Consider the following 19,370-nt stretch of genomic DNA (forward strand, 5'->3'; position numbering starts at 1 on the left):
AATGCGTGAGAATTCGTTGAGCATCGTCGCGCGGCCGGTCGCCCCAATAATGCTCGACCGGCCGATTGACAATCCAAGCCGCAGTCATGGATCAGGCGGCCAGGAATCTCTCGGTCAAACGAGCCCAGAGCGCTGCGCCGACGGTCAGATTGCCGTCGTTGAAATCATATTTCGAGCTGTGCAGGATGGCTGAATCCTCGCCGTTTCCGAGGCGCAGGAAACAACCGGGTTTGTGTTCGAGGAAATAAGAAAAGTCTTCGCTGCCGGGGATCAACGGGCAGACGGACACCTTGTCCTGACCGACGAGTTCGACAGCGATGTCTGTCGCAAAGGACGTCTCGCGCTCGGAATTGACCACCACCGGGTAGCCGCGCTCGTAATCGATCTCGACCGTTGCGCCATGCGCCTGCGCCACAAGTGCTGCGATATTGCGAATACGCTGCTCGAGCGTGTCGCGGATCTCGGCGGAGAAGGAGCGGACGCTCAACGTGATTTCGGCGTGTTCCGGAATGACGTTGGAGGCCGTGCCTCCGTGAATCGTGCCGACGGTGACGACAGCGGTCTCGATCGGGTTGACGTTGCGCGACACAACCGTCTGCAGGGTCATGACGATGTTGGCGGCAGCGACGATCGGGTCGACCGTCAGGTGCGGACGCGAGGCGTGGCCGCCACGCCCGGCGATCCTGATGGTGACGGTATCGCTCGCCGCCATCAGCGGCCCGGCGCGCATCAGGAACGAACCCGTCGGCGCGCCCGGGTGGTTGTGCAGCCCGAATATCGCATCGCAGGGAAAGCGCTCGAACAGGCCGTCGGCGATCATCGCCTGCGCCCCGCTTCCCTTGCCGGCTTCCTCGGCCGGCTGGAAGATGAGGTTCACCGTGCCGTTGAAATGCCGTGTGCGCGCCAGGTATTCGGCGGCGCCGAGCAGCATCGTGGTGTGGCCGTCATGACCGCAGGCGTGCATCTTGCCGCTGGCCTGGCTGGCATAAGGGAGCTTGGTAGCTTCGGTGATCGGCAGGGCGTCCATGTCGGCACGGATGGCGATGCTGCGGCCGCTGCCCTGGCCCAGGCGACCGACGACGCCGAGCCCGCCGACATTGCGCGTCACCTCATAGCCCCAGCTTTCGAGCCGTTCGGCAACGTATGCAGCCGTTTCGTGCTCCTGGAATGAAAGCTCGGGATGCGCGTGCAGGTGCTGGCGGGCCGCTGCAAGCTCGGCGGCCTTGTTGGCGAAGTCGGAAATATCGGCGAACTGGTTGGAGGTCTTTGGCATGGAAGGTCCTTTGCCGGCCGAGCAGGTGCCGCGCCGGCTTTGCTTTTAGATGAAACGGCTCAAGAAAGCCCGCGTGCGCGGGTGCCTGGGTTTGGCGAGAACCTCGTCCGGAGGCCCGGCCTCGATCACATTACCGTCGTCCATGAACACCACCCGATCCGCCGCTTCGCGGGCGAAGCCGATCTCATGCGTGACCACGATCATGGTCAAGCCCTGCCTGGCGAGATCGCGCATGGTGGCGAGCACCTCGCCGACCAGCTCCGGATCGAGCGCCGAGGTCGGCTCGTCGAAGAGCATCAATTTCGGGCGGATGGCGAGCGCACGGGCGATGGCGACGCGCTGCTGCTGGCCGCCTGAAAGCTGGCGCGGATAGGCGTCGATCTTGTCGGCAAGACCGACACGGGTCAGCAGTTCGCAGGCGTAGCCGATCGCCTCCTTGCGGTTCTCCCGGTGAACGCCGACCGGAGCCTCGATGACGTTCTGCAGGGTCGTCATGTGCGGATAGAGATTGAACTGCTGGAACACCATGCCGATCTTGCGCCGCTGCGCGGCGATCGCGCGGTCGGAAAGCTTGTCGAGGCGGCCGTCGTGCAACCGGTAACCGATCTGCTCGCCGTCCACCTCGATCGACCCCTGGTCGATCGCCTCGAGATGATTGATGCATCGCAGGAAGGTCGACTTTCCGGAGCCGGACGGTCCGAGAATGACCACCACCTCGCCAGGCGCGACGTCCAGATCAATGCCCTTCAGCACCTCGAGCGGGCCGAAGGCCTTGTGAACGTCGCGCGCCCGCACCAGGGGCGTGTCATGCGCGCTCATTGGCAGCCTCCAGGGTGGCGGTCGCCGTCTTCTCGCGGGCGCCGCGGTCGCCGCGGCTGTAGCGGCGTTCGATCGCGCCTTGCGCGACATTGAGGACCGAGGTGATCAGCAGGTACCACAGCACTGCAACCATCAGCAGCGGAATGATTTCGAAGGTGCGGTTGTAGATCGACTGCACCGAGTAGAGCAGGTCGGCCATGGCGATGACGCTGACAAGCGACGTTGCCTTGATCATGCTGATCAGCTGATTGCCGGTCGGCGGCACGATCGACCGCATCGCCTGCGGGATGATGATGCGCCGCAAGGCCCGCGCGCGGGTCATGCCGAAGGCTTCAGCTGCTTCGGCCTGTCCCTTGTCCACCGACAGCAGCCCGCCACGGATGATCTCGGCCATGTAGGCGGCCTCGTTCAGCGCCAGACCAAGAACGGCGGCGGTCAACGGCGTGATCAGGTCGTTGGTGTTCCAACTGGCGAAGCCGATGGAAATGCGCGGAAACAGCGTCGAAAGGTTGTACCACAGGATCAATTGCACCAGCAGCGGCGTTCCCCGGAAGAACCAGATGAACAGGCCGGAGAGAAGGGATGCCAGCCTGTCGCTCGACATGCGCGCGATGGCGAGCAGCAGGCCGAGCACGATGCCCAGGATCATTGCCACGACCGTCAGGCCGAGCGTCACCGAAAGCCCCTGCATGACCGTCGGATCGAAGAAATACTGGGCGACCACCGGCCAGCCGAAATTCGGGTTGACTGCAACGATATAGGCGAAGCCAGCTGCCACGGTGACGGTGAACGCCCAGAGCGCCAGCCGGACGAGCGGAAACGGCCGGTGGGCTCGTTTGACGTCGCGCAGCGCGTCGTCGGGACGTCGCGGCAGCCCGGCCGCGTAGGCAGCGGTGGCATCGGTCATGGCAGCCTCTACTGGCCCTGGTTGATGCCTGGCGCATCGATCATGTTCTTCTCGAGGCCCCACTTCTTCATGACCGCGGCGTAGGTGCCGTTCTTCATCAGGATCTTGAACGCGTCGAGCAGCACGCCGCCCAGCGGCGAGCCCTTCTTGACGACGGCGCCTTGATAGATGTCCTTGAAGCCGTTGGCCTGGCCGACCCCGGCGAGTTCCAGCTGGCCCTTCGCCTGCTCGACGAAATAGGTCAGCGGCGCCTGCGAGGAGAAGAATGCGTCGGAGCGTTTCGACCGGACGGCCAGTATCGAGCTCGGCTGGTCGGTGAAGGATTGCACCTCGACGGCCGGCTTGTCGCCTTCGGTGCATTTCTGCGCCTGCTGCTTGATGACCTTCTCGGCCGAGCCACCCGACATGACGGCGATGCGCTTGCCGCACGCGGTGTCGAGCGAGGTGATGCCTTGCGGGTTGCCCTTCTCGACGGCGAAGACGACGTATTCGCGCACCCAATCGATGAAGTCGTTGGATTTCTGGCGGTCGGGATAGTCGCCGACAGGACCCATCGCGAACTGATAACGGCCGGCATTGATGCCGCTCAGCAAAGCCGGCAGGCCGGCGACCGAGGCATGATCGATCTCGACGCCGAGCAGCTGGCCGATGGCGTCGGAAATGTCCCTGGTCGCCCCCGACAGTTCGGTGCCGGTGACGATCTCATAGGGCGGGAACGAGCCGTTGTTGACGGCTGTGATCTTTCCCGCCGTGCGGATCTCTTCCGGCAGCCGGGCCCGCAAATCCTCGTTCACCGATTGCTTCTGGATATCCTGGGCAAAGCTGGCCTGCGCCAGCATGGTGACGAGCGAGGCGAATATGAAGCTGATTGTCCTCATGGCATTCTCCTTCGTGTTCTTCGTTGTGCGTTGTCAGGCTGCGGTGGCCCGCGATCTGGCCTCGAAAGGAAACAAGGCGTCGGCGGAAATCGGTTCCGCCAGAATGCCCTGGGCATGGAGCTCGGTGACGAAATCCTCGATCATGCGCCGGTTGGCCGGCAGGCCGCTGGCGTTCCAGGAGGCAGGCAGGTCGCGCCCCGCATGAACCAGCTCCTCGAGGATCCAGGGCGAGGTATCGGCATATTTTCGGCGCTTTGCCGTCCAGACGCGCTGGCTTTCGTCGATCAGCCTGGCGAGTTCCTGCGGCAGCCAGGGGTGCTCCCTGGCCACTGCGGCCTTGACGGCGACCAGATGCATGCCCGGGACATAACCGACGTCGGCGAAATAGGCGCGTTCGGCCGCGCGAAAATCGCGCAGCACTTGCCGGAAGCCGGAAGCCGGGCCGAAAAAGCCGTCCGGCATGAAGGGCGTGAAAACGGCGTCGAGCTCACCTTGCGACAGCAGCTCGATCATTGGGCGCTCGCCTGGTGCTGCTTCGATGCGCCCCGGCCTGCCGAATCCGTCGAGGCGGTCGGCGATCGGGTGCTCCGATGTCAGCCTGCCGGCGAACCAATAGGCATCCTCGACGCCGACGCCTGCCCGGCGAAGTGCCGCGCGCGTCCATGTGTTGCCGGAATCGCGCCAGCCGGTCACGCCGATGCGTTTGCCGGCAAGGTCGGAAAGCCGTTCCAGCGGGCTGGCCTCGACCGTTATGATGCAGCGATGGCGAAAGCCGCGCATGATGAAGCACGGTATTCCAACCACCGTATCCCTGCCCGAAGCCATGGCCGACACATAACGGCTGAATGAGACCTCCGCCGCATCGTAGTTCGGATCGGTGCCGAGATCCGGAATGAGCGTGGCGACGCGGTCAACCTTCACCGACAAGCGGCTCGAAGCGACGTCACCCAGCACCAAAGGGGTGAGATAGTCCCAATCGCGGGTGGCTATAGTGATGGAGACGGGCATCGGCATGAACTTCAAAGCTATGTTTGACCGGCGATTGGTAAATGTTTATTTTTGGCCGATCAAATGTTATTTTGTTATTGAACATTAGCTTTAATGGTCGCGGGTGCCGATGGATTTCGATGCAGGATGGTTCGCTGATCGCCTTGGCGACCGCACGATGCGCGGCATCGCACGCGAGACCAGTGCGCTGATCAGAAGCGGCGCGCTGCCTGTCGGCGCAAAGCTTCCGCCGGTCCGCGATCTGGCCTATGTGCTTGGCGTCAGCCCGGCGACGGTCTCGCAGGCGTGGAGCGAGTTGCGGCGCTACAAGATCATCGGCGGCCGCGGACGCAACGGCACCTGGATCATGGGCAGCCGCTTTGCCGCCCGGCCCGAGCGCCACATGAGCGGTGGCAATTACGGACAGGATGTTCTGAACCTGGCGATCGCGGAGCCCGATGTGATGCTCTTGCCGCCGCTCGACATCGCGCTGGCGCATGGTGCGCGCGCCGAAAAGCTCAACAGCTACGAGCGGGTGCGCATCCTGCCCGAGCTGGAGGCGGCAGTGCGCCCGTCATGGCCGTACGATCCCGGCGCGTTCCTGGCCACCAATGGCGGTTACAACGCCATCTACACCTTGCTGCATGCGCTGGTCCCGCCGGGGGCGCCGGTGGCCATCGAGAACCCGACGGCGCTTCGCCTGCTCGACATCCTCGAGGACCTCGATGTGCCGATCATCCCGGTAGACTGCGACAGCGACGGTCCCTTGCCGGATGCACTTGCCAACGCTCTGCGGCAGCGGCCCGTCGCGTTCCTGTTCCAGCCGCGCGTCCATTCGGTCACCGGCGCCTGCATGTCGTCGGCGCGGCTGGAAGTCATCGGCGACCTGCTCGCCGGCACCGACGTGCTGATTGTCGAAGATGACGGCGTCGGCGATATTGCCTCGGCGCCGCGCATTTCGCTTGGCCGGCGTTTTCCCGATCGCGTCGTCCATATCCTGTCCTATTCCAAGACCCACGGCCCGGATCTGCGGCTCGCCGTGCTGTCCGGATCGGCGACGATCGTCGAGCAGATCCAGTCCTACCGCAGCTTCAGCTCGGGATGGACCAGCCGCATCCTGCAGGCAGCCACCGCCTGGCTGCTGCAAGACCCGGCCACGGCCGCCCTGGTGGAGCAGGCGAAGGAGGTATACCGCGGCCGTCGCGAACGGCTCGCCGGCGAACTGGCCAAACGCAATGTCGATATCGACGCCGGACACGGTCTCAGCGTCCTCATTCCGGTTGCTTCGGAACCTTACGCAATGGTCACGCTGGCCGCCCACGGCATCGCGGTCCATGCCGGAGCGAAGTTTTCGACCGGAAAAACGAACGCTGTCCGCGTCGCGACCAGCATTCTGGACGAGGAGCACCTCGAGCACGTCGCAAATTCCCTGGCGCTGGCGGCCGACCCGGCGCGGGAAGTTGTCTGAGGCAAGTCAATCGCCGTTCGGACTGCTACTCCGCCGCCACGCCCTTCATCTCGAGATAGCTTTCCATCGAATCGTCCATCGCCTGCAGCCAGGGCGTATGGTGCAGCGGCGCCATCGTGCCGGTCATCAGCGAGCGATAGGAATGGTCGCGGAAGCCCATAATGTCTTGCGCCTTGTGATGCTCCCACTCCATGAAGGTCTGATTGACAGCCTCGACATCGAAGCCGGGATAGTCGGTCTGCTCCATCAGCTCCCTGGTGTAGTCGCCCTGGAACCAGATCATCTGCTCGGCGTCTTCAAGTGTTTCTTCACGTGCCCGCCATTTCCGGCCGTGCTCGGCCATGGCTTCGGCCGAGGGCAGCTTGATGCGGCCCATGATGACCTCGCGGGCGAACCAGGCCTGCGCGTCGAACATGTTGAAGGTGTAGAACTGGTCCTGCATGCCGATATAGGACAGCTTCGGGTTTTTCTCCCAGACGATGCCCTCGTAGAGCCCGTCCGGCCACATGCGGTTGGCGGTCTTCAGCTTCAAATCCTCGGTGAGGAACGGGAAGGAATGGAGGTAGCCGGTGCACAGGATGATGGCGTTGACGTCTTTGGTGCTGCCGTCCTTGAAATGCGCCGTCTTGCCGACGACCTTCTGCAGCAGCGGCACTTCCTTCCAGTTCTCCGGCCATTTGAAGCCCATCGGCTTCGAGCGGTAGCTGGAGGTGATCGATCTGGCGCCGTATTTGTAGCATTGCGAGCCGATGTCCTCGGCTGAATAGGAGCGGCCGATTATCAAAATGTCCTTGCCCTTGAATTCCATGGCGTCGCGGAAATCGTGGCTGTGCAGGATACGGCCGTTGAAGGTCGAAAAGCCCTCGAAATAGGGAACGTTGGGCACGGAGAAATGACCCGAGGCGACGACGACATGGTCGAACTCTTCCGAGTAGGTGACGTCGCTGGTGCGGTCATGCGCGGTGACGGTGAATTTTTTTGTCGTTTCGGAAAAGGTCACCATGCGCACCGGGCTGTTAAAGCGCACCCATTGGCGCACGCCGGATTTTTCGACGCGGCCCTTGATGTAGTCCCACAGCACGGCGCGTGGCGGATAGGAGCCGATCGGCCGGCCGAAATGCTCCTCGAAGGTGTAGTCGGCGAATTCGAGGCATTCCTTCGGGCCGTTCGACCAGAGGTAACGGTACATCGAGCCGTGCACTGGGTCGCCATGCTCGTCGAGGCCGGTGCGCCAGGTGTAGTTCCACAGGCCGCCCCAGTCGGACTGCTTTTCGAAGCAGACGATTTCGGGAATGTCGGCGCCCTTGTCGGCGGCCGACTTGAAGGCCCTGAGCTGGGCCATGCCGGACGGCCCGGCTCCGATGACGGCAACACGATCTTTCATTGCGGGCCTCCCGATCTCATTTCCCTAACGAAACAAATTTCACTGACAGGACAGTAATTGCCCCTTCGATGCTGTCAACAGGGCTTGTCGCGAAACCGCGTTTCGCCCAGCTGGATTTCCAAGCGACGCAGTAGCTCGGGCGAAATCCAGACATTGCGCAATTCGACACGGGTGGCTTGCCGTGGCAGTTGCGCTTCTGTATCGGCACCGAATATGTTCACCGTGAGTGAAATGAATCGGCAAGGTCCGGGGTGGCAACATGGCGAAAAAAGCATCCAGTCTAAAGCCCGCTGCGGCCGTCGTCGCCGCCAAGGCCAAGCCGTCGGTCGCTGCAGTCGATCCGCGCAAGATACGCGCGCCGCTCACCCAGAACCCGCACGCCATTCGCGACACCCGCGAAAAAGTCCTGGAGGTCGCCATCGGCCGCGAGGTGCGGGCCTTCCGCAAGAAGCTCGGCATCACCGTCGCCGATCTGGCTGCCGCCACCGACATTTCGCTTGGCATGCTGTCGAAGATCGAGAACGGCATTACCTCGCCATCGCTGACCACGTTGCAGGCGCTGTCGCGGGCACTCGGCGTTCCCGTCACCGCCTTCTTCCGCCGCTTCGAGGAAGAGCGCAGTGCCGTCTTCGTCAAGGCCGGCGAAGGCCTCGACGTCGAACGCCGCGGCACGCGCGCCGGCCACCAGTACAATCTGCTCGGCCATATCGGCTCCAACACCAGCGGCGTCGTCGTCGAACCCTATCTGATCACGCTGACCGAGGATTCCGACGTGTTCCCGACCTTCCAGCATGAAGGCATGGAATTCCTCTATATGCTCGAGGGCGAGGTGGTTTACCGGCACGGCAGCAATCTCTACCCGATGAGGCCTGGCGACAGCCTGTTCTTCGACGCCGATGCGCCGCACGGACCGGAAGTGCTGAGCGTCCTGCCGATGCGGTATTTGTCGATCATCTGTTATCCGCAGAGCAGCGCGGGGTGAGCCGGAGATGAGGGCGCGCAAGCAATCCTGGATCGCTGCACTCCACGGCCACGGTAACGGCATGGATCCTAGGGTCTCTGCTACGTTGAACTGCAGGGCAAGCTCGTCCTCGATTGGTCGCAAGGGGGCTAAAGGCCGGCGCTCTACGGCGCCCCCCTCTGCCCTGCCGGGCATCTCCCCCTCTTGGGGGGAGATTGGCAGCTTGACGGGCAGCGCGAACCTCGCAAACAGAACCTCAATCCGGCCCGAACCCCGGCGATGTCGCACTGCCGTCATCCAGCTTCGACAGCCATTCGACCAGCGTCGCGCGGTAGCGCGTCAGGCCTTTGTAGTTGGCGAGTTCGTCGGGAAGGTCGCGGATGACGCGGTGCAGGCGCCTTGCCCATTTCGGCTGCGTCACCAGCTCGTCCATCTTGATCAGGTAGCAGCGGATCGGGAAGACGATCGCATTCGAGCGCGGCAGCCGCCAGAAGCTCTGCAGCTCGACGCGCAGATGGACCTTGTCGCCGACGTTTTTGGGCGTCACCGTGGTCCGGTCCGGACCCCATTTGTGATAATTTTCCGGGCTGGTATCGAGGCGAGGATTGATTGTCATCGTCCAGTTCAGCCGGCGCGCCGGCTTGCCCTGCTGGATGTTGGTGAGGAATTTTAGCGCCCGGACGAAGATGCCCTTCTCATGCGCCAGCGGCACCGGCGCGTGCCATTCGAAGAAGTTCATGCCGATGTCGAAATCGAGCGACCAGTCGGCCTGGGTGGTGACCATGCCGGCATCCATCCACAGATTGCCGTCGCGCTGGTCGAGAATGCAGAAATCGCCCTGGCTCTGGCGGGTGATGTATTCCATCGGCCCATAGGGCAGCGTCGAGACGTCGCCGAATGTGAAGCTGTCGTCGATGCCGAGCGGCCGGTTGATCCAGCGCCAGCGGTCGCCATGGCGCGTCAGCGTGAAATGCTCGGGATAGCCCAGCGCCTGCTGCTCCATCAAAAGCTCGAGCAGATCCCAGCCGGCCAGCGTCATGTGCGGCAGCGACTGGCAGCGCAGCGGATCCTCGGCCAGCACCAAAGCGCGGTCCTGCATCTCGGCGACATAGTGCTCGTCGACGTCGATCAAATTCTCCAGCACGCTGCCCTTCGGCCCGACGACATGCGGCTCGATGTTGACGGCATACATGTAGCTGTCTTCATGGAACGGGAACGGGAACCGCCTGATGTGCTCGGGGCTGTTCCTGAACGTGAAGTCGTCGCGGAAGGTTTCCTTACGAAAGGTGATGCCCAAGCTCGCCTCCTATCTTTCCAGCACCAGCGACCTGCCCTCGAAGCGCGAGACGCAGGGCATGATCTTGCAGCCCGAATGGTGGTCTTCCTCGCTCAGCCAGTGGTCGTTGTGGATGAATTTGCCGTCATGCGAAATGACGTTGGTCTCGCACTGGCCGCAGACGCCGCCGCGGCAGAGATAGGGCGGATCGACGCCGGCCGCCTCGATCGCCTCGAGCAGGCTCTGCTGCTCGTCGACACGGATTGTCTTGCCGCTGAGCGCCAGCGTCACGTCGAAGGGCGCGCCGGGCTGGGGTGCGGCGAAATGCTCGAAATGCACGGTCTCCGGAGGCCAGCCGAGGGCCGCGGCACGCTCGCGCACCCAGCCGATCATGCCGGACGGGCCGCAGACATAGAGATGCGTGCCGAGCGGCTGCGACGACAGCAGCCGGTCGAGATCGACGCGCTCGTCGCGGTCGTCGTGATAGAGCCTGACCCGGCGGTCGTAGCGCTCCCTGAGCAGGTTGGCATAGGTGCCTAGCGAGGCGGTGCGGCAGGTGTAATGCAATTCGAAATTGCCGCCTTCCGCCGCCAGTTGCGCGGTCTGCGCCATGAACGGGGTGATGCCGATGCCGCCGGCCAGCATCAGGTGCTTCCTGGCGCGCAGATCGAGCGAGAACAGGTTGACGGGGTAGCTGACCACCATCTCCGTGCCCGGCCTGACATGCCTGTGCATGAACAGCGAGCCGCCGCGGCCGGCGTCGTCGCGGCGCACCGAGATGGTGTATTCGCTGGTGTCGAGCGGCGAGCCCATCAGCGAATAGGGATTGAGCCTGGTGCGTTCGCCATCGCGCATCTCGACGACGACATGGGCGCCACCGGAAAAGGTCGGCAAAAGCTCGCCGTCGCGCCGGCGGAAATGAAAGCGCGTCACCAGTTCGTTGATCGGAACGACATCGCTGACGACGACATCGAGCTTGGTGGTGCCGGTGCTCATCGAAAGACCTCCTCGATCGGAGGAATTTCGCTGCGGTCCTCGGCGTTGATGCAGACGCCCTGGAAGGCGGCGAGCCGCCGCGAATAATGATCGCGCACCAGAAGCAAGAGGCCGCAATGCGAACAGGTTGCCGGCTGCGTCGTCACGTTCTCGGTGATGCCCTTGCAGTGGACGCACTGCATGCGGCGCGCCAGCGAGCCGCGATGCTCGGTCTGAACCGAGGTGTGGTCGATGCCGGCTTCCAGCGCCGCCTGCATGGCCTGGCCGATCAGCCCCTCGGTGCCGGCAAGATAGAGCCTGAGTCCCATATGCGCGTTGGCCAGCGTCTGCTTCAGCCGCGGCAGGGCGCTGGCAAAGGAATGGCCGAGGTAGAACTGTGCCGGCTTCAGGGCTTCGAGCGCATCGGCATATTTACCATCGCGTCCGGGAATGAAGATGATGTGGGCGCCACCGAAGAAATCCGCCGGTGCCTTGGCGGCCAGATCGGCAATCGCCAGCGCTCCCTCTGCATCCGCTATGAAAAGATGATGCTTGCCGGGCTGCGGAGACAGCGTCCCATAGACCGGGCGACTGATGATGCTTTTCGCTGCCATACCCGCAGTATGCCTCAGCCTTTCGCCGTGCGCTTGGTCTTCTTCGGATCATCGAAAGGAAGCGGCTCGGCGGTTGCGCTGATGGCGCCGCTCTTGTTGCGGATCTCGAGCCTGGTGCCCTGCACCGCGCAGTCGACGTCGAGCCGGGCAATGCCCATCGATTTTTTGACCAACGGCGAATACATGGCGCAGGTCACCACGCCGACCTTTTTGTCGTCGCGATAGACCGGCGCGCCCTCGTCGGCCGGCTCCTTGCCTTCGAGCAGCACGCCGAAGATCTTGAAGCGCTCCTTGCCCTTGAGGCGATAATGCTCCTCGGCGCCGCGAAAGCCCGTCTTGCCGGGGCTGACGGTGAAGTCGAGACCAAGCTCCCACAGTGTGTCGCCGGGGCGTTCGTTCTCGAACGGGTATTTCTGCGAATTGTCGTAGGGGTAAAACAGCAGGTAGCTCTCGACGCGCAGCATGTCGAGCGTGGTGAAGCGGCACGGGATGATGCCGGCACTCTTGCCGTCGTCGAGGATCCTGTCCCAGATCGTTCCGGCGTCCTGGCCACGGCAGAAGATCTCGTAGCCGCGCTCGCCGGTGTAGCCGGTGCGCGAGATCATCACCGGAAAGCCGAACAACTGGGTCTGCATGTGGTGGAAATAATTGAGGTCGCGAATGCCGGGCACATGCTTTGCCAGATAATCGACGGCGGTCGGACCCTGCAGCGAAAGGTCGTGCAGATTGTCGTCGAAGCGCAGCGACACGTCGCGACCGACGGAAGCGCGCTGCAACTCTTCATGGCCGGTGCCCGAGCCATGCACGACCATCCAGGAATTCGGGCCGGTGCGGTAGAGGATGCAGTCGTCGGTGAACTTGCCGGCCTCGTTGAGCATGCAGGCATAGGCCGACTTGCCGGGATAGATCTTTTCGACGTCGCGCGTCGTCGCCAGATCGATCAGGTGCGAGGCGTGCGGCCCGGTGATGTGGACCTTCTTCAAGCCGGACACGTCCATCAGGCCGGCCTTGGTGCGGATGGCGATATACTCTTCGTCGGCGTCCTTGTCGTAGGTCCAGGCGGTGCCCATGCCGCTCCAGTCCTCGAGCTTCGAGCCGAGCGCGCGATGGCGGTCCGCAAGCGTCGAAAATCTCCAGGATGCCGTCATCCGCTGGTCCTCCGTTAGAAAGAAACTTTTTTGCTTTCCCCTGCTCCCTGCACACAGGCGGGAGCGTTGGCTTGAATATTGATCGCAAACGCCGGGAGCCTGCAATACCCGTAAGCAAATAATTTCATTGTCAGGCAAATCCGGCGCGCCCAAACAAACGGTTAACGTCGCGTAAAATCGTCTTGACAATTCCAGAATTCGGCCGGATTTTATGAAAAAAATTTCACTCTCTTGAAAGAGGGCAATGACCGGCCGATCCGGACCGGCGTTGAAAAAGGGGAAAGCCGATGTCCGACCTGCAACAGCGCGTGGAAGCGCTGTACCGTTCCGACGTGCGTGGATCCATGCTCCTGATCGTCTGCCTGTGGGCGACGATCCTCTTTGTCCTGTTCATGACGTGGCCATACGTCCCCGACGCCGGCATCAAGCTCGTCGTCGCGGTCGCCGCCGCCGCCGTGCTGATCTTCAACACGGCCGCCATTCTGGCGATGGTCAACCACTACAAGGAAGACAAGGATTTCATCTACGGCCTCGACATCAAGAATGCCGACGCCTACCGCAACCGCAAGTCCTGAGGGGGGAGACGCATGGCCCGCTATACACCGCCCGAACAGAGCAAGGCCGGACAGGTTTTCGATATCGCCGTCGTTGTGGTCGCGATTTTCGTCGCGCTGTGGCTGCCACTGAAACTAGGGCTGGCAGGGGCGGCAAAATCCATCGACGCGCTCGACGCCAAGACGTGGGAAGCGCTCGGCCAGAACCCGACCATGGCCTCGATCTGGGAAAAGCTCGGCTACACGCCGGAAACCGCGCACGACATCATCCAGAACCGGTTCCACTACATCATCGACTGGCCGACGCTGATCATCATGGCGGCAGTGCTGATCGGCTATTTCATCTTTCTGTTCCGCGCATCGGACCGCGAATACCGCGACGTCATCGACGAAAAGTTCGGCGACAAATAGATAGGAAGCATCGTCATGTGGGTGGCACTCTCTTACGCATGCTGGGGCATCTCGATCGTGCTCGCGCTGTGGATGCTCTACGACTGGTTCAAGATCGACACGACCTATTCCGAAGAGATGCTGACCTCGTCCAGGGAAGGCGAACTTGAAGCCGTGTCCGAAAAACACCGGATCTGAGTGGGGGATTGAACGATGACGATCACGGCTGAACCAGCGGTGCAAGTGCAAGGCGACAGGGTTTCACTGCTCAGGGTGCTCGGCCCCGCCCATGTCTGGGCGCTCGGCGTCGGCATCGTTCTGGTCGGCGAATTCACCGGCTGGAACTTCTCCGCCGACAAGGGCGGCGGGCTCGCCGCACTGGTGGTCTGCTGGATCGTCGGCCTGCTCTACACCTCCGTCGCCATGATCGATTCCGAGGTCACCTCAACGGTCGCCGCCGCCGGCGGCCAATATGCGCAGGCCAAGCACATCGTCGGGCCGCTGATGGCCTTCAACGTCGCGCTGTTCCTGGTCTTTGCCTATACCATGCTCGAAGTCTCCGACGCGATACTGCTCGGCCAAACAATCGTCGCCAAGGCAGGCGTCGAAGGGATGAGCTACAACTCCTTCATCGCCGCCACCATCGTCGTGCTGGCATGGCTCAACTATCGCGGCGTTCTGATGACGCTCAACGTCAATTTCGTCATCACCGCCGTTGCCTACGTCTCCATCGTCATCCTGTTCTTTTCGGTCAGCCCGTGGACGCAAGGCGCAGTGCTGAAGCTGAACGAGTTGGTCACCCCCGGCAATGCGCTGCCCTATGGCTGGATCGGCGTCATCGCCGCCTTCCAGTTCGGCATCTGGTATTATCTCGGCATCGAGGGCACCACGCAGGCCGCCGAGGAAGTGCGCTCGCCGGCGCGCTCGCTGCCCTATGGCACGATGGCCGGCATGATCACGCTTCTGATCGCCGCCGCCATGACCTGGTATGTCTGCGCCTCGCTGATGCCCTGGGAATATCTCGGCGTCACCCCGTACCCGCTCTGGGACGCGGGAAAGCTGACCGGCAGTCCGCTGCTCGAGAACCTGTTGTTCATCGCGACGCTGCTTGCGGCACTTGCTTCCGCCAATGGCTGCATCAACGACGCCGCGCGCGCCTGGTTTTCGCTCGGCCGCGACCGCTATCTGCCGACCTGGTTCTCGGCGGTGCATCCGAAATACCGCACGCCCTACCGCTCGATCTTGTTCCTGCTGCCGATCGCGCTTGCCTTCGCCTTCATCGCCGACCTCAACCAGGCGATCACCTTCTCGATCCTGTCGGGCGTGCTGCAATACACCTTCATGAGCATCAACATCATCATGTTCAGGAAAAAGTGGCCGCTCGGCTCGATCCGCCGCGGCTACACCCATCCGTTCCACCCGCTGCCGGCTATCGTCTTGTTCTGCCTTTGCGTGGTCACCTTCTTTGCGATCTTCCTCGGCTTCGGCTCGCAGCTGATCGCCATGGTCGCCTTCTACTTCCTGATCTCGCTGTGGTTCCACTTCTACCGCTACAAATTCGTGCGCCGTGGTGCCCAGTTCACCATGCCGTGGCCGAAGCCGCAGGGCTACTGACGGCGCGCCCGGTCTGGGCGGGCATTTGCGTGACGAGGTGCGTTAGGTGATCTCAGCATTGCTCGCCGGGGCGGTTGCCCTGGCTCTCGTCCTCCATATAGCCTGGCTTGCGCGGGCCAGGCGCGCCAAGGCTTCGACCGGGCTTGCCGCCGACGAAGCCGGCGTCCGCGCCGTCATCCCCGACGCGGCCAACGTCTCGGACGGCACTGCCGGCGTCGTTACCTTCGCCGGCTCGTGGAACGGCCGGCGGGTGCAGGTGCGGACCATCGTCGACACGCTGGCGATCAGGAAGCTGCCGGCGCGCTGGCTGAGCGTTTCGATCACCGAAAAGGTCGCGATACCAGGCACTTTCGATATGATGATGCGGCCGGGATCGCCGACGACTTTTTCCAATTTCGATCATCTCGTCCATCCGCTGCCGAAGGCGGCGGGGTTTCCGGCCGAGGCGGTGCTGCGGAGCGACCGCAAGGGCGTGCGCTTCCCCGAAGCCATCATCGCCGATCACCTCGATGTCTTTGCCGAGGAGCGGGCCAAGGAACTGCTGATCACGCCGAACGGCGTGCGCATCGTCTGGCTGCTGGCCGAGGCCGAGCGGGCGCGCTACGGCGTATTCCGGCAAGCCGAATTCGGCACGGTCAGGCTCGATCCGGTGCTGATCGAGAGGCTGCTGTCGTCAGCTTCGGCGCTGCGCGATGCCATCAATCAAAGCGAACGGCAAGCGGCATGACCAGCCAGATCACCACCTCCCCCGCACCACCGAGCCCCTATCTGGTTCTGGGCGCTGCGATCGTTTTGCCGGCGAGCGGGCATGTCGTGCTCGGCGTGCCGGTGCGCGGCCTGCAATTCCTGTTCTTCATGGTGATCCTTGCCTGGATCACCGCCAAGATCGCGCCGCCCGACGCCAGCTTCGTCGGACGCCATGCCGGCGGCTTCCTGATCTATGCCCTGTCGATCCTGGATGCCTACAAGATCGCCCGCATCCGCTATGCCAAATGGGTTCACAATGGCGGCCAGCGCAGCGATAGTGCGGCCGGCGGCGCCTCAGCCGATATATAACGACAGGAAAATTTTTTTCATACCAATTGAATTCCCGGGACTCATTCGATACATCTCGGAGGGAACAAACTCGCGGAGGCTGACATGTGCGGAATCGTCGGACTGTTTTTGAAGGACAAGTCGCTCGAGCCCCAGCTTGGCGCGATGCTGTCGGAGATGCTGATCTCGCTCAGCGATCGCGGTCCCGACAGCGCCGGCATCGCCATCTATGGCGCGTCCTCCAATGAAGCCAAGATCACCATCCAGTCGGCCAAGCCGGAGCGCGATTTCCGCGGCCTCGACGCCGAACTTGCCAAGGCAATCGGCGCGCCGGTGAGCATTGCTGCGAAGTCGACGCATGCCGTGGTCCGGACGATGCCTGCCAAGATCGACGAAGCGCGCGAGGCGATCCAGACGCTGCGCCCCGACATCCGCATCATGGGCGCCGGCGACGTCGTCGAAATCTACAAGGAAGTCGGGCTGCCGGAAGCGGTCGTCGACCGTTTCGGCGTCCGCGAGATGACCGGCACCCACGGCATCGGCCATACCCGCATGGCGACCGAATCGGCGGTGACGACGATGGGCGCGCATCCGTTCTCGACCGGCGCCGACCAGTGCCTGGTGCATAATGGCTCGCTGTCCAACCACAACAATGTCCGCCGCGAGCTGATCCGCGAAGGCATGACATTCGAGACCGAGAACGACACCGAGGTCGCTGCCGCCTATCTCTCCTCGCAGATGGCGCATGGCAAGAACCTCGGCGAGGCGCTGGAAGGCACGCTGAGTGATCTCGACGGGTTTTTCACCTTCGTCGTCGGCACCAAGAACGGCTTCGGCGTGGTGCGCGACCCGATCGCCTGCAAGCCCGCCGTAATGGCCGAAACCGACCAGTATGTCGCCTTCGGCTCGGAATATCGTGCGCTCACCAAACTGCCCGGCATAGACAATGCGAAGGTCTGGGAACCCGAGCCCGCAACCGTCTATTTCTGGGAGCATTGAACCAATGCCGGCAATTAACCTCTCCAAGGCGGCTCGCGAGCCGGGCCATGCGTCACGGGTCTTCGACCTGGCCGAAATGTCGCTGCGCGAGCTCAACCAGGCGCTGCACGATCTGGCGCCCGGTTCGAACGAGACCGCCTGGGAGGTGCTCCACCCGCGAGGCAGCCATTCGGTCGCCGTCGGCGTCGACCAGCCGGTCGCCATCGATGTGCGCGGCAGCGTCGGCTATTATTGCGGCGGCATGAACGACGGCGGCACCATCACCGTGCATGGCTCGGCCGGGCCCGGCGTCGGCGAGAACATGATGTCCGGCCAGATCGTCGTCAAAGGCGATGCCAGCCAGTATGCCGGCGCCACCGGCCGGGGCGGGTTGCTCGTCATCGAAGGCAACGCGTCGTCGCGCTGCGGCATCTCGATGAAAGGCATCGACATCGTCGTCCATGGCAATATCGGCCACATGTCGGCCTTCATGGCGCAATCCGGCAATCTGGTGGTGCTGGGCGACGCCGGCGACGCGCTCGGCGATTCCATCTACGAGGCGCGGCTTTTCGTGCGCGGCAAGGTCGAAAGCCTCGGCGCCGACTGCATCGCCAAGGAGATGCGGCCCGAGCATCTCGAATTGCTGCAAGGCTTGCTCGACCGCGCCGGCGTGACCGGCGTCAAGGCGGCGGAGTTCAAGCGTTATGGCTCGGCTCGTACCCTCTACAATTTCAATATCGACAACGCCGACGCGTATTGAGGCTCAATGACCTATCGCAACCCGCCGACGACGCCGCGCAAATCCGCGACCTTCGACGACTACACGCTTTCCGAGATCCGCCGCGCCGCGGCGACCGGCATCTATGACATCCGCGGCGCCGGCGCTAAGCGCAAGCTGCCGCATTTCGACGACCTTCTGTTCCTCGGTGCCTCGATCTCGCGCTACCCGCTCGAAGGCTATCGCGAGCGCTGCGACACCAGCGTCGTGCTCGGCTCGCGCTATGCGAAAAAACCGATCGAACTGAAAATCCCGATCACTATTGCCGGCATGAGCTTCGGCTCGCTGTCCGGCCCGGCGAAGGAAGCGCTTGGCCGCGGCGCGACGCTGTCCGGCACCTCGACGACGACCGGCGACGGCGGCATGACCGAGGAAGAGCGCGGCCATTCGAAGACGCTGGTCTACCAGTATCTGCCGTCACGCTACGGCATGAACCCGCGCGACCTGCGCCGCGCCGACGCGATCGAAGTGGTCGTCGGCCAGGGCGCCAAGCCAGGCGGCGGCGGCATGCTGCTCGGCCAGAAGATCTCCGACCGCGTCGCCGAAATGCGCACGCTGCCGAAAGGCATCGACCAGCGCTCGGCCTCGCGCCACCCCGACTGGACCGGGCCGGACGACCTCGAGATCAAGATCCTCGAACTGCGCGAGATCACCGACTGGGAGAAGCCGATCTACGTCAAGGTCGGCGGCGCGCGGCCGTATTACGACACCGCGCTTGCGGTGAAATCGGGCGCCGATGTCGTCGTCGTCGACGGCATGCAGGGCGGGACTGCGGCGACCCAGGAAGTGTTCATTGAAAATGTCGGCCAGCCGACGCTTGCCTGCATCAGGCCGGCCGTGCAGGCGCTGCAGGATCTCGGCATGCACCGCAAGGTGCAGCTGATCGTCTCCGGCGGCATACGCAACGGCGCCGACGTCGCCAAGGCGCTGGCGCTCGGCGTCGACGCGGTGTCGATCGGCACGGCAGCGCTTGTCGCGCTCGGCGACAACGACCCGCGCTGGGAGGCGGAATACAACGAGCTCGGCACCACCGCCGGCGCCTATGACGACTGGCATGAGGGTCGCGACCCGGCCGGCATCACCACGCAGGATCCCGAGCTAATGAAACGGGTCGATCCGATAGCGGCCGGCCGACGGCTGGCGAATTATCTTAAGGTGATGACACTTGAGGCTCAGACAATCGCCCGCGCCTGCGGCAAGAACAGCCTGCACAATCTCGAGCCCGAGGATCTTGTGGCCTTGACGATCGAAGCCGCCGCCATGGCCGGCGTGCCGCTGGCCGGCACCAACTGGATACCGGGCAAGAACGGCTTCTAAGACAAACCAAATGC

General features: G+C 63.2%; 21 protein-coding genes. 11 read left to right on the top strand and 10 right to left on the bottom strand.

Annotated elements, in window-relative coordinates; all coding sequences use genetic code 11:
* Positions 1-91: 91 nt before the first annotated feature.
* From NKH28_RS09200 to NKH28_RS09220, 5 genes are all read right to left on the bottom strand, one after another.
* Positions 92-1,273 carry a M20 aminoacylase family protein gene (locus tag NKH28_RS09200; protein ID WP_352978534.1) on the bottom strand — a complete coding sequence of 394 codons (1,182 nt, stop codon included), beginning with the start codon at positions 1,271-1,273 and terminating at the stop codon, positions 92-94.
* Positions 1,274-1,318: 45 nt separating this feature from the next.
* A complete protein-coding gene (locus NKH28_RS09205) occupies positions 1,319-2,092 on the bottom strand; it encodes an amino acid ABC transporter ATP-binding protein (protein WP_352978536.1) in 774 nt (257 codons plus the stop codon).
* Positions 2,079-2,999, bottom strand: coding sequence for an amino acid ABC transporter permease (locus tag NKH28_RS09210; protein WP_352978538.1), 921 nt, complete (start codon positions 2,997-2,999; stop codon positions 2,079-2,081). Before NKH28_RS09210 ends, NKH28_RS09205 begins: the two co-directional genes overlap by 14 nt.
* 8 nt (positions 3,000-3,007) lie before the next feature.
* Positions 3,008-3,838: an ABC transporter substrate-binding protein gene (locus NKH28_RS09215; protein WP_502898545.1), complete on the bottom strand. Its 831-nt coding sequence runs from the start codon at positions 3,836-3,838 to the stop codon at positions 3,008-3,010.
* Between the two features lie 72 nt (positions 3,839-3,910).
* Entirely contained in the window at positions 3,911-4,885 is a 975-nt protein-coding gene (locus NKH28_RS09220; protein ID WP_352978539.1) for a substrate-binding domain-containing protein, read from the bottom strand.
* Between the two features lie 109 nt (positions 4,886-4,994).
* Between NKH28_RS09220 and NKH28_RS09225 the strand changes: the two genes are divergently transcribed.
* Entirely contained in the window at positions 4,995-6,332 is a 1,338-nt protein-coding gene (locus NKH28_RS09225; protein ID WP_352978541.1) for an aminotransferase-like domain-containing protein, read from the top strand.
* A gap of 25 nt (positions 6,333-6,357) precedes the next feature.
* Here NKH28_RS09225 and NKH28_RS09230 read toward each other — a convergent pair whose 3' ends face one another.
* The gene (locus NKH28_RS09230; protein ID WP_352978543.1) at positions 6,358-7,716 is read right to left on the bottom strand and encodes a trimethylamine monooxygenase; all 1,359 of its coding nucleotides are present in this window, start codon (positions 7,714-7,716) and stop codon (positions 6,358-6,360) included.
* Positions 7,717-7,975: 259 nt separating this feature from the next.
* Here NKH28_RS09230 and NKH28_RS09235 point away from each other — a divergent pair, with 259 nt between their 5' ends.
* Positions 7,976-8,698 carry a helix-turn-helix domain-containing protein gene (locus NKH28_RS09235; RefSeq protein ID WP_352502037.1) on the top strand — a complete coding sequence of 241 codons (723 nt, stop codon included), beginning with the start codon at positions 7,976-7,978 and terminating at the stop codon, positions 8,696-8,698.
* A 235-nt stretch (positions 8,699-8,933) separates the two neighbouring features.
* On the opposite strand, the gene NKH28_RS09240 is transcribed toward NKH28_RS09235, so the two are convergent.
* The 4 genes from NKH28_RS09240 to NKH28_RS09255 are packed head-to-tail and all read right to left on the bottom strand — an operon-like array spanning position 8,934 to position 12,690.
* Entirely contained in the window at positions 8,934-9,974 is a 1,041-nt protein-coding gene (locus tag NKH28_RS09240) for a heme-dependent oxidative N-demethylase family protein (protein ID WP_352502038.1), read from the bottom strand.
* A 9-nt stretch (positions 9,975-9,983) separates the two neighbouring features.
* On the bottom strand, positions 9,984-10,949 hold the full coding sequence (locus tag NKH28_RS09245; RefSeq protein ID WP_352978545.1) for a PDR/VanB family oxidoreductase: 966 nt from the start codon (positions 10,947-10,949) through the stop codon (positions 9,984-9,986).
* The gene (locus NKH28_RS09250) at positions 10,946-11,542 is read right to left on the bottom strand and encodes a dimethylamine monooxygenase subunit DmmA family protein (protein ID WP_352542204.1); all 597 of its coding nucleotides are present in this window, start codon (positions 11,540-11,542) and stop codon (positions 10,946-10,948) included. Before NKH28_RS09250 ends, NKH28_RS09245 begins: the two co-directional genes overlap by 4 nt.
* Positions 11,543-11,556: 14 nt before the next feature.
* Complete coding sequence (locus tag NKH28_RS09255) at positions 11,557-12,690, bottom strand: aminomethyl transferase family protein (RefSeq protein WP_352978547.1); 1,134 nt, start codon at positions 12,688-12,690, stop codon at positions 11,557-11,559.
* 287 nt (positions 12,691-12,977) lie between these two features.
* Between NKH28_RS09255 and NKH28_RS09260 the strand changes: the two genes are divergently transcribed.
* The 9 genes from NKH28_RS09260 (at position 12,978) to NKH28_RS09300 (ending at position 19,356) form a co-directional block, all read left to right on the top strand.
* Positions 12,978-13,265 carry a hypothetical protein gene (locus tag NKH28_RS09260; protein WP_023673993.1) on the top strand — a complete coding sequence of 96 codons (288 nt, stop codon included), beginning with the start codon at positions 12,978-12,980 and terminating at the stop codon, positions 13,263-13,265.
* Between the two features lie 12 nt (positions 13,266-13,277).
* Positions 13,278-13,655 (top strand): hypothetical protein, encoded by a 378-nt coding sequence (locus NKH28_RS09265; protein WP_023673992.1) that lies wholly within the window; start codon positions 13,278-13,280, stop codon positions 13,653-13,655.
* 15 nt (positions 13,656-13,670) lie between these two features.
* Positions 13,671-13,832, top strand: coding sequence for a hypothetical protein (locus NKH28_RS09270; protein ID WP_023673991.1), 162 nt, complete (start codon positions 13,671-13,673; stop codon positions 13,830-13,832).
* 15 nt (positions 13,833-13,847) lie between these two features.
* Positions 13,848-15,248 carry an APC family permease gene (locus NKH28_RS09275; RefSeq protein ID WP_352978549.1) on the top strand — a complete coding sequence of 467 codons (1,401 nt, stop codon included), beginning with the start codon at positions 13,848-13,850 and terminating at the stop codon, positions 15,246-15,248.
* A 46-nt stretch (positions 15,249-15,294) separates the two neighbouring features.
* Entirely contained in the window at positions 15,295-15,975 is a 681-nt protein-coding gene (locus NKH28_RS09280) for a hypothetical protein (RefSeq protein WP_352978551.1), read from the top strand.
* Entirely contained in the window at positions 15,972-16,304 is a 333-nt protein-coding gene (locus NKH28_RS09285; protein ID WP_352978553.1) for a hypothetical protein, read from the top strand. The genes NKH28_RS09280 and NKH28_RS09285 overlap by 4 nt, the downstream gene beginning before the upstream one ends.
* An 84-nt stretch (positions 16,305-16,388) precedes the next feature.
* A complete protein-coding gene (locus tag NKH28_RS09290) occupies positions 16,389-17,282 on the top strand; it encodes a class II glutamine amidotransferase (protein ID WP_352612295.1) in 894 nt (297 codons plus the stop codon).
* A gap of 4 nt (positions 17,283-17,286) precedes the next feature.
* A complete protein-coding gene (locus NKH28_RS09295; RefSeq protein ID WP_352453795.1) occupies positions 17,287-18,021 on the top strand; it encodes a GltB/FmdC/FwdC-like GXGXG domain-containing protein in 735 nt (244 codons plus the stop codon).
* A gap of 6 nt (positions 18,022-18,027) precedes the next feature.
* Positions 18,028-19,356, top strand: a complete 1,329-nt coding sequence (locus tag NKH28_RS09300; protein ID WP_023673984.1) for an FMN-binding glutamate synthase family protein — start codon at positions 18,028-18,030, stop codon at positions 19,354-19,356.
* The last annotated feature ends 14 nt before the right edge of the window (positions 19,357-19,370 follow it).

The organism is Mesorhizobium sp. M1227, assembly GCF_040318315.1.
Taxonomy (GTDB): domain Bacteria; phylum Pseudomonadota; class Alphaproteobacteria; order Rhizobiales; family Rhizobiaceae; genus Mesorhizobium.

Excerpts from the sequence above, each read along its gene's own strand:
- NKH28_RS09235 (WP_352502037.1), top strand. The coding sequence starts at position 7,976 with ATGGCGAAAAAAGCATCCAGTCTAAAGCCCGCTGCGGCCGTCGTCGCC.
- NKH28_RS09205 (WP_352978536.1), bottom strand. The coding sequence starts at position 2,092 with ATGAGCGCGCATGACACGCCCCTGGTGCGGGCGCGCGACGTTCACAAG.
- NKH28_RS09200 (WP_352978534.1), bottom strand. The coding sequence starts at position 1,273 with ATGCCAAAGACCTCCAACCAGTTCGCCGATATTTCCGACTTCGCCAAC.
- NKH28_RS09225 (WP_352978541.1), top strand. The coding sequence starts at position 4,995 with ATGGATTTCGATGCAGGATGGTTCGCTGATCGCCTTGGCGACCGCACG.
- NKH28_RS09270 (WP_023673991.1), top strand. The coding sequence starts at position 13,671 with ATGTGGGTGGCACTCTCTTACGCATGCTGGGGCATCTCGATCGTGCTC.
- NKH28_RS09245 (WP_352978545.1), bottom strand. The coding sequence starts at position 10,949 with ATGAGCACCGGCACCACCAAGCTCGATGTCGTCGTCAGCGATGTCGTT.
- NKH28_RS09255 (WP_352978547.1), bottom strand. The coding sequence starts at position 12,690 with ATGACGGCATCCTGGAGATTTTCGACGCTTGCGGACCGCCATCGCGCG.
- NKH28_RS09230 (WP_352978543.1), bottom strand. The coding sequence starts at position 7,716 with ATGAAAGATCGTGTTGCCGTCATCGGAGCCGGGCCGTCCGGCATGGCC.
- NKH28_RS09285 (WP_352978553.1), top strand. The coding sequence starts at position 15,972 with ATGACCAGCCAGATCACCACCTCCCCCGCACCACCGAGCCCCTATCTG.
- NKH28_RS09250 (WP_352542204.1), bottom strand. The coding sequence starts at position 11,542 with ATGGCAGCGAAAAGCATCATCAGTCGCCCGGTCTATGGGACGCTGTCT.
- NKH28_RS09215 (WP_502898545.1), bottom strand. The coding sequence starts at position 3,838 with ATGCTGGCGCAGGCCAGCTTTGCCCAGGATATCCAGAAGCAATCGGTG.
- NKH28_RS09295 (WP_352453795.1), top strand. The coding sequence starts at position 17,287 with ATGCCGGCAATTAACCTCTCCAAGGCGGCTCGCGAGCCGGGCCATGCG.
- NKH28_RS09260 (WP_023673993.1), top strand. The coding sequence starts at position 12,978 with ATGTCCGACCTGCAACAGCGCGTGGAAGCGCTGTACCGTTCCGACGTG.
- NKH28_RS09300 (WP_023673984.1), top strand. The coding sequence starts at position 18,028 with ATGACCTATCGCAACCCGCCGACGACGCCGCGCAAATCCGCGACCTTC.
- NKH28_RS09275 (WP_352978549.1), top strand. The coding sequence starts at position 13,848 with ATGACGATCACGGCTGAACCAGCGGTGCAAGTGCAAGGCGACAGGGTT.
- NKH28_RS09290 (WP_352612295.1), top strand. The coding sequence starts at position 16,389 with ATGTGCGGAATCGTCGGACTGTTTTTGAAGGACAAGTCGCTCGAGCCC.
- NKH28_RS09265 (WP_023673992.1), top strand. The coding sequence starts at position 13,278 with ATGGCCCGCTATACACCGCCCGAACAGAGCAAGGCCGGACAGGTTTTC.
- NKH28_RS09210 (WP_352978538.1), bottom strand. The coding sequence starts at position 2,999 with ATGACCGATGCCACCGCTGCCTACGCGGCCGGGCTGCCGCGACGTCCC.
- NKH28_RS09220 (WP_352978539.1), bottom strand. The coding sequence starts at position 4,885 with ATGCCCGTCTCCATCACTATAGCCACCCGCGATTGGGACTATCTCACC.